This window comes from Gemmiger formicilis (assembly GCF_016901605.1).
In the GTDB taxonomy this organism is placed as follows: domain Bacteria; phylum Bacillota; class Clostridia; order Oscillospirales; family Ruminococcaceae; genus Gemmiger; species Gemmiger formicilis_B.
In genome coordinates, this window is the sequence record NZ_JACJKP010000154.1 from 1 (window position 1) to 7,271 (window position 7,271).

The 7,271-nt window shown below is 58.5% G+C and carries 10 protein-coding genes; 4 read left to right on the forward strand and 6 right to left on the reverse strand.

Features of this window, described 5'->3' with window-relative positions:
- Positions 1 to 223, forward strand: a 223-nt coding sequence (gene rpsT / locus H6B10_RS11225) for a 30S ribosomal protein S20 (protein ID WP_430661757.1), incomplete at its 5' end; no start/stop codon positions are given.
- Between the two features lie 55 nt (positions 224 to 278).
- Here the strand turns inward: rpsT and spoVAE are convergent.
- Genes spoVAE through H6B10_RS11245 form a run of 4 tightly spaced genes read right to left on the reverse strand, consistent with a single transcriptional unit; the run spans position 279 to position 2,707 of the window.
- Positions 279 to 635 carry a stage V sporulation protein AE gene (spoVAE, locus tag H6B10_RS11230; protein WP_204651689.1) on the reverse strand — a complete coding sequence of 119 codons (357 nt, stop codon included), beginning with the start codon at positions 633 to 635 and terminating at the stop codon, positions 279 to 281.
- Entirely contained in the window at positions 632 to 1,657 is a 1,026-nt protein-coding gene (locus H6B10_RS11235; RefSeq protein ID WP_204651690.1) for a stage V sporulation protein AD, read from the reverse strand. Before H6B10_RS11235 ends, spoVAE begins: the two co-directional genes overlap by 4 nt.
- Before the next feature lie 3 nt (positions 1,658 to 1,660).
- Positions 1,661 to 2,104, reverse strand: coding sequence for a SpoVA/SpoVAEb family sporulation membrane protein (locus H6B10_RS11240; RefSeq protein ID WP_204651691.1), 444 nt, complete (start codon positions 2,102 to 2,104; stop codon positions 1,661 to 1,663).
- 33 nt (positions 2,105 to 2,137) lie between these two features.
- Complete coding sequence (locus tag H6B10_RS11245) at positions 2,138 to 2,707, reverse strand: GNAT family N-acetyltransferase (RefSeq protein WP_204651692.1); 570 nt, start codon at positions 2,705 to 2,707, stop codon at positions 2,138 to 2,140.
- Positions 2,708 to 2,786: 79 nt separating this feature from the next.
- On the opposite strand from H6B10_RS11245, the gene prmA reads away from it, so the two are divergent.
- Together prmA and H6B10_RS11255 are read left to right on the forward strand one after the other, a co-directional pair.
- On the forward strand, positions 2,787 to 3,707 hold the full coding sequence (gene prmA / locus H6B10_RS11250) for a 50S ribosomal protein L11 methyltransferase (protein WP_204651693.1): 921 nt from the start codon (positions 2,787 to 2,789) through the stop codon (positions 3,705 to 3,707).
- Between the two features lie 3 nt (positions 3,708 to 3,710).
- On the forward strand, positions 3,711 to 4,439 hold the full coding sequence (locus H6B10_RS11255; RefSeq protein ID WP_204651694.1) for an RsmE family RNA methyltransferase: 729 nt from the start codon (positions 3,711 to 3,713) through the stop codon (positions 4,437 to 4,439).
- An 87-nt stretch (positions 4,440 to 4,526) separates the two neighbouring features.
- Here H6B10_RS11255 and H6B10_RS11260 read toward each other — a convergent pair whose 3' ends face one another.
- Together H6B10_RS11260 and H6B10_RS11265 are read right to left on the reverse strand one after the other, a co-directional pair.
- On the reverse strand, positions 4,527 to 4,982 hold the full coding sequence (locus tag H6B10_RS11260) for a MerR family transcriptional regulator (protein ID WP_204651695.1): 456 nt from the start codon (positions 4,980 to 4,982) through the stop codon (positions 4,527 to 4,529).
- A gap of 14 nt (positions 4,983 to 4,996) precedes the next feature.
- Entirely contained in the window at positions 4,997 to 5,926 is a 930-nt protein-coding gene (locus H6B10_RS11265; protein WP_204651696.1) for a nucleotidyltransferase family protein, read from the reverse strand.
- A gap of 234 nt (positions 5,927 to 6,160) precedes the next feature.
- On the opposite strand from H6B10_RS11265, the gene H6B10_RS11270 reads away from it, so the two are divergent.
- A partial coding sequence (locus H6B10_RS11270) for a patatin-like phospholipase family protein (RefSeq protein WP_204651697.1) occupies positions 6,161 to 7,271 on the forward strand: 1,111 nt, incomplete at its 3' end.

Below are 7,271 nucleotides of genomic sequence, written 5' to 3' on the forward strand. Positions count from 1 at the left end.
GAAAGAGGCCATGCACAACAAGGCCATCAAGTCCAACCTGAAAACAGTGATCAAAAAGGCAGACGCTGCCATCGACAGCAATGCTGCTGACAAAGACGCCGTCATGAAAGCCGCCGTCTCTGCCATTGACTCTGCTAAGAGCAAGGGTGTCATCCATAAGAACACCGCTGCCCGCAAGGTCAGCCGCATGGCTAAGCGCGCCAACAAGGCTGCTGCTCAGTAATTGATCGCATGAACAATGCCCGTCGGGGGATTCCCGGCGGGCATTTTCATTTTGTTCAGTTCTGGTCCTTGCTTTTGCCGATAAGCGCCGCCAACAACCCAAACAGGATGCTGGCCGCTATGCCCCCGGCCGCAGCTGTCAAGCCGCCGGTAAATATGCCGGGTAATCCGCACATATCCACCGCCTGCCTGACCCCCTGGGCCAGCAGATGCCCAAACCCCAGCAATGGTACGCTGGCGCCCGCGCCGGCCAAATCCACCAAGGGCTTATACAGCCCTACCGCACTGAGGATCACACCACTGACCACATACCCGGTCAAAATACGGGCAGGTGTCAGGCTGGTATAATCAATGAGCAACTGCCCCACCACACAGATGGCACCGCCAACCACAAAGGCCCACAGGTAATTCATACCGTCCCCTCCCCCGCCAGTTCCACACAGTGAGCAATGCCGGGAATACTTTCTCCCTGCAAAAAAGTCGTCTGGCTCATCAGGGCGCCTGTAGCCAGAAACAACACCCGGCGGTATTGCCCTGACCGGAGTGCTGGCAGGATATGGGTACACAGAACCGCCGCACTGCATCCCGGCCCGCTGCCACCGGCCTGAACGTTCTGTGCCTGCACATCGTACAAAAGGCATCCGCAGTCCCGGTGGTTGGGCAGCGGTATCCCCTCCCGCTCCATCTGTTCGTACAGCAGGGCACTGCCCACCTGGCCCAGGTCGCCGGTAAAGATTGCATCAAAGTCAGCCGGTTGTGTTCCGGTTGCGGCAAAATAGCGCAGCAGCGTGGACACCGCTGCCGGCATCATAGCCGCGCCCATATTGTTGATGTCCCGCACCTCGTAATCCTGCACACGGCCAAAGGTTATGGACAGCACCGGAACCCCCGCCTGTCCCGGATTGCGGAGCAGGCATGCACCGGCTGCGGTGGCAGTCCACTGTGCCGTGGGCGTACGCTTGGCGCCATAGTCCAACGGCGTGCGGAACTGCCGTTCCGCCGCGCAAAAATGACTGCTGGTCATGGCCAGCGCCTGGTGTACCACACCGCCTGCCGCCAAAGCGGCAGCCAAGCACAGGGTTTCCGCCATGGTGGAGCAGGCCCCATAAATCCCCGCGAAAGGAGCTTGCAGCGAACGCATGGTATAGTTGCTGGCCGTACATTGGGCCTGCAGATCCCCCGCCAATACAAGATCCAGCTCCTTGCGGCTGATGTCCGCCTTTCGCAGGCAGGCTTCGGCCGCTTTTTGCTGCAGCCGACTTTCGGCCTGCTCCCAGTTGGAGCAGTTTTCGTCAGGAAAAGCTGCGTCCCGGGTCAGAAAATCGAATCCTTCTGCCAACGGGCCTTCGCTTTCTTTTTTGCCGCCGGCGGCAGCCCAGGCCGCAATCACCGGCGGCTTTTCAAAAATCACGGTATCTTTTCTGCGTATGGCCATGGTTCACCCGACCTTTCCCATCAGCCAGTAGAGCACGCCCCACACGGCGGACGCAGCAGTGCCGTAAGCAATGACCGGCCCTGCAATGCCAAAAATTTTGGCACCAATACCGGTCACCCAGCCTTCTGCCTTAAATTCAATGGCCGGACTGACCACCGAATTGGCAAATCCCGTAATGGGCACCAGTGTGCCGGCCCCGGCTTTGGCGGCCAGTTTTTGATACCACCCGGCCATTGTGCATGCCGCAGACAAAAAGATCAATGCGATGCTGGTCAAAGTACCGGCCATTGTGACATCATACCAAATCAGAAACACCTGGCGAAGTCCCTCGCCCAACAGACAGATTCCGCCGCCAACAAAAAATGCCCACAGGCAATCTTTCACGACGGGCGAAGGCGGCGACGTGCGAGATACCATGCGGGCATATTCTTTCGGGTTCAATTTCATTCTTACTACGCCCCCTTGGAGGGTAGTATACCCTCAGGGGCCGTAAAATATCACATTGCCACGGTAATAGGGTTCCGGGACCATCATGCGGTAAAGGTCCTTCAACTCCTGGCCGATCACCGGATCTTCCGCGTGACCGCCGCAGGGCAAGGACAGGATACGGTAACGCACCCCGAACACCCGGCTTTCCAGTCTGGTGGCGCAGGCGCCTGCCCGCAGGTAGAAACCAATGCGGCGTTCTGCCACCGCCCGGTCGGGAGCCTCCTCGGGATGTTCACATTCCAGGATCAGGTCATCCAGGCGGTCTTTGTAGTAAGCGGCCAAGGCATGCAGTGCCTGGGTGCCGATACCACTGCCGCGCAGATCACTGCGCACCGCAAAGTAATCCAGCAGCGCGCTGCGGCGGCCCGGCAGCATTACCTGCCAGGCATAGGCCTGCAAGACGCCTTCTTCATCTTCGAGAACCAGCGGCTCGTAAATGCCTGCCTGCATCATTTCGCGCACGGCGGTAAAGGGTTTGAGTTCCGCGGCAGGAAAATCCTGCACCATACGGGTTTCATAGATCTGCTGCGCTTCTGCGCAGTCCAGCAAACGGATTTGCATGGGGATTTCTCCTTTCCACATTGAATTGTAAGGGGGTTTCCTGTATAATACAGTTAATTTGAAACGGAGGGCTTTTCTTATGGAATGGACCGATATCAGCATTACCGTCGCCAAGCGCGACGCGGACACGGCCGAGGCCATCGCTACGATGGTAGCCAACGGCGGCATCTATATTGAAGATTACAGCGACCTGGAACAGCAGGCGTGGGAGATTGCCCACGTGGACCTGATCGAGCAGGAACTGCTGGACAAACCGCGGGATGTGGTCATCGTACACATGTACCTGGCTCCGGACGAGAACCCGGCCGAAATCCTGCCGCTGTTTGAAGAACGCCTGAAAAACAGCGGCATCGACTACCAGCTGAACACCACCGGCGTGGAACAGGAAGACTGGCAGAACGCCTGGAAGAAATACTACCACGCCATGGACATCGGCAACCGGCTGGCCATCGTGCCCGGTTGGGAGCAGTACGATACCGACCGCACGGTCATCACCATGGACCCCGGCATGGCCTTCGGCACCGGCACCCACGAAACCACCAGCCTCTGCCTGGAAACGCTGGATGCCATCGTCACCGGTGGGGAGCGTGTACTGGATATCGGCACCGGTTCCGGTATTCTGGCAATTGCAGCCCTGAAACTGGGTGCCAAGGTGGCGGAAGGTGTGGACATTGACCCCATGTGCGTACGCACCGCCGGCGAAAACGCCCAGCGCAACGGTGTGGAGGACCGCTTTACCGTTCTGGTGGGCGACCTTTCCGACAAAGCCAGTGGCCAGTACAACATCATCACGGCCAACATTGTGGCAGCCGCCATTTTGTCGCTGGCTCCCCACGTGCCCGCCCTAATGGCCCCCGGTGCCCGGTTTATCGCCAGCGGCATCATTGATGAGCGCAAGCAGGAAGTGCTGGACGGACTGGTAGCCGCCGGACTGACACCGGTGGAAGTCAAAGAAAAGCGCGGCTGGGTCTGCATCATCTGCGAAAAGAAAGAGGCATAAGCCATGCCGCACCGCTATTTTACCAAAGAACTGGCCAATGGGCAAGCCGCTTTAACAGGCAGTGATGCTCACCATCTGGCCAACGTCATGCGGGCCCGCATCGGCGAAGAAGTAGTCCTGTGCGGGCCGGACGGCTTGGAGTATACCGGCACCGTCACCGCCATCACACCGGGCCGGGTGGAATTTTCCGTCAACGAAGGCGTCCCCAGCAAAGCGGAACCTTCCGCTGCCACCACCCTGTTTGTGGGCTACCCCAAGCAGGGCAAGCTGGATGAGATCATCCGCCACAGCGTGGAACTGGGCGTCACCGAGATCGTACCGTTTTTCAGCCGTTACTGCGTGGCCACGCCCAAAAAAGAGGATGTCAAAAACGAACGGTACAACCGTATCGCCGCCGAAGCGGCCAAACAGGCTGGACGTGCGCTGATCCCCCACGTGGCCATGCCGCTGACAGATTTTTCCGCCGTTTGCCGGGCGCTTTCGGACTACGACAAAGCCCTTTTCTTTTACGAGGGCGGCGGTGTGTCACTGCGGGAAACGCTGACTCCCGGCAGCAATCAGCATCTGGCCCTGATCACCGGCAGCGAAGGCGGTTTTTCGGTGGAAGAAGCCGCAGCCGCCGCGGCCGCCGGTGCCGTAACAGTCGGGCTGGGGCCGCGCATCCTGCGCTGCGAAACTGCGCCGCTGGCTGCCTTGACAGCGACCATGCTGCTGACCGGCAATCTGGAATAATCCATACTATGGCAGATCCCACAAGGTGGTGTCTGCCATGGTTCATGCAAAAGGCCCCCTGCCGCATGGCAGAGGGCCTTTTACTATTCAATTTTCACCGTGACCGCGGGCGTGAAGAAATGCTTCCCGGTATTCTTCCGGAATATCCTCCACCGTCTGCCCGTCGTGAATGGATGTGGTACCCGCACGCTCGGAGGTCTGGTAAAACCAAAGTTTGTAATCCAGCATATCCAGCGTCTTTTGCAGCTGCGCCATCTGCTGCTGCACCGCACGGCGCCGGTTCACAAACAACTGCAGCCGTTCCGAGATGGTGGCATCCCCCTGGCGGCACAGATCAATGTACTGCCGGATTTCCTTGATGGACAGTCCCGACTGTTTCAGGCATTCGATAATGCTCAGCCACTCATAGTCGCTTTCTTTGAACATACGGATGCCGCCGTCTGAACGTTCCACGTAAGGCAGCAGCCCTTCCTTGTCGTAATAGCGCAGCGTCGAAGGGGCCACCCCCAGGCGCTTGGCCATCTGACCCACTGTGTATTGCATAGCAATCCTTTTTATCAGAACAGTTTGTCTGCCGGGTACAGGCCGTCAGCGCTCATCTTCTGCAGCGCTGCCACCAGTTCCGGCTTGTCTTCCCGGTAGGTAATACCGTACCATTTATCGGCACTGGTCAGCACATGGACTTCTGCCTCGTTGCGCTGCAGGGCCGCCGTCACCACGGAAGGCAGATAGTACTCACACTTGAGCGGATTCACCGGCAGGCTCTCCCGCAGGAAAGCCGCAAAGCCAGCCTTGGCTTCCGCAATGTATCCGGGGGTGAAGCCCCACAGATTCATCGAAACCACTGTATCGGCCGGCAGGTCCGTCCAGGTGTTTCCGCCATCCTCAGTATAATGGATGCCGCCTTCGTAAGGCTCGATGCAGGTGCGCTCGGTCACGCTCACAAGGTCGCCCTTTTCATCGGTGACACAGACGCCGCGGCTGACGCTGCCGTTGGCACTGACCGTGTTGCCCAGCAGGAAGCCGACCATGGACCATGCATACTTGTCGGCATCGGCATGGGTGCTGAGATACTCATAAATCAGACGGAAGCCCTGCGGACCGTAGTAGTCGTCCGCATTGATGACCGCAAAGGGAGCGTCCCCGATAGCTTCCTCCGCCACCAGAATGGCGTGGGCCGTTCCCCAGGGCTTGACGCGGCCTTCCGGCACGGTGAAACCTTCCGGCAGTTTATCCAGCTGCTGGTAGGCATACCGCACCTCAAAACCGGCGCGCTCTGCCCGGACGCCTACAGCCTCCTTGAAGGCTTCCTCGATCTCATGTTTGATGATGAAAACCACCGTCTCAAAACCGGCACGGCGGGCATCATACAGGCTGTAATCAATGATTGCTTCCCCGGAGGGGCCCACCGGATCGATCTGCTTGAGTCCGCCGTAGCGGCTGCCCATACCGGCTGCCATAACCACCAAAATCGGTTTGATTGCCATAAGTAAGCTCCTTCCCTGTGCGGCACAGCGGCCATGGCCGCTCCTCTTTACCGCACGTGTACGCATGGTGTTCTTTCGTATCTGATTGTATCATACACGTTTGCTTTTCATCTTGCAAGCCCTGCCCCGGAAAGGGGACAAAATCCCAAAAATGTTCCGCAATTCCTGGTAGCATTGCGCAGCGGATGATGCTATAATACTTTTACAGATTGTTTTTAGGGGGGAGGTGCATCCATGCCGACAACGGAACCTGTTCGCGCCCTGGTGTTGGCCGGCGGTGGTGCCAAGGGAAGCTATCAAATCGGCGTTTGGCACGCCTTGCAGGAGCTGCATTGGGTTCCTGCCATCATTACCGGTGCCAGTGTGGGCACACTGAACGGCTGTATGTTCGCCTGCGGCAGAGTTCGGGAACTGGAAGACCTGTGGCTCTCCCTGGAACTTCACGATGTGCTGGAAGTTCCCACCACAAGGGACCCGGAGCAGCTGAATGCCTTTTTTCTGGATGTGATCCGCAGCGGCGGTTTGAACATAGAACCGCTGGCAGAACGGATTGATGCCGTTCTGGATGAGGAGGCGGTGCGCCGCTCCCCTATCCGGTTCGGTCTTGTTATGACAGAACTGTCCACCATGCGCAGCATCCAGTGCCCCCTGGAAAACATCCCCCAGGGGCGGCTGAAAGAATATATGCTGGCTTCCAGTGCCTGTTTCCCCGCTTTGCGCCCGCGGGAGATCGACGGTGTAAAATACATCGACGGCGGCTGGCGGGACAATATGCCGCTGCATCTGGCCGCTTCCATGGGTGCCACCGAACTGCTGGGCGTGGATGTGGACGGTATCGGTTTTGTCAAACAAAACAATACCGGCCTGCCTACCCGCATCGTCCACAGCCATTGGAACCTGGGGCCCACCCTGGATTTTGACCCCACCCGCGCCGCGCGAAACATCACCCTTGGGTATTTTGATACCATGCGTCTGTTCGGCCGGATGGGCGGTACCGCCTACGGTATTCAGCCGGATGAAGATGATTTCCTGGCCCGCTTTGCCGAACGGTATCAGCTTCGGTTGGCCGAAATCAACGCCAAAGCCCCGGGCATTGACCGGGTAGAGAAATCCGCACGGCAGCGCGCCGGTTACCCGGCCTCCTATGCCCCCAACCCCAGCGCTCCCACATCCGGTGCCCTTGCACCGCTGGAACTGGCCTGCGAGCGCCACCATGTTCCGGAAGATATTCCTTATACCCCCAAACTGCTGGCCGCTGCTTTCATGAGCAGCTTTGAGAAAAATCCCGCCGATCGTTTTCCCGCTTTACTGGCTGGAAAAGACAGCGGCCTGATGGCGGAACGGG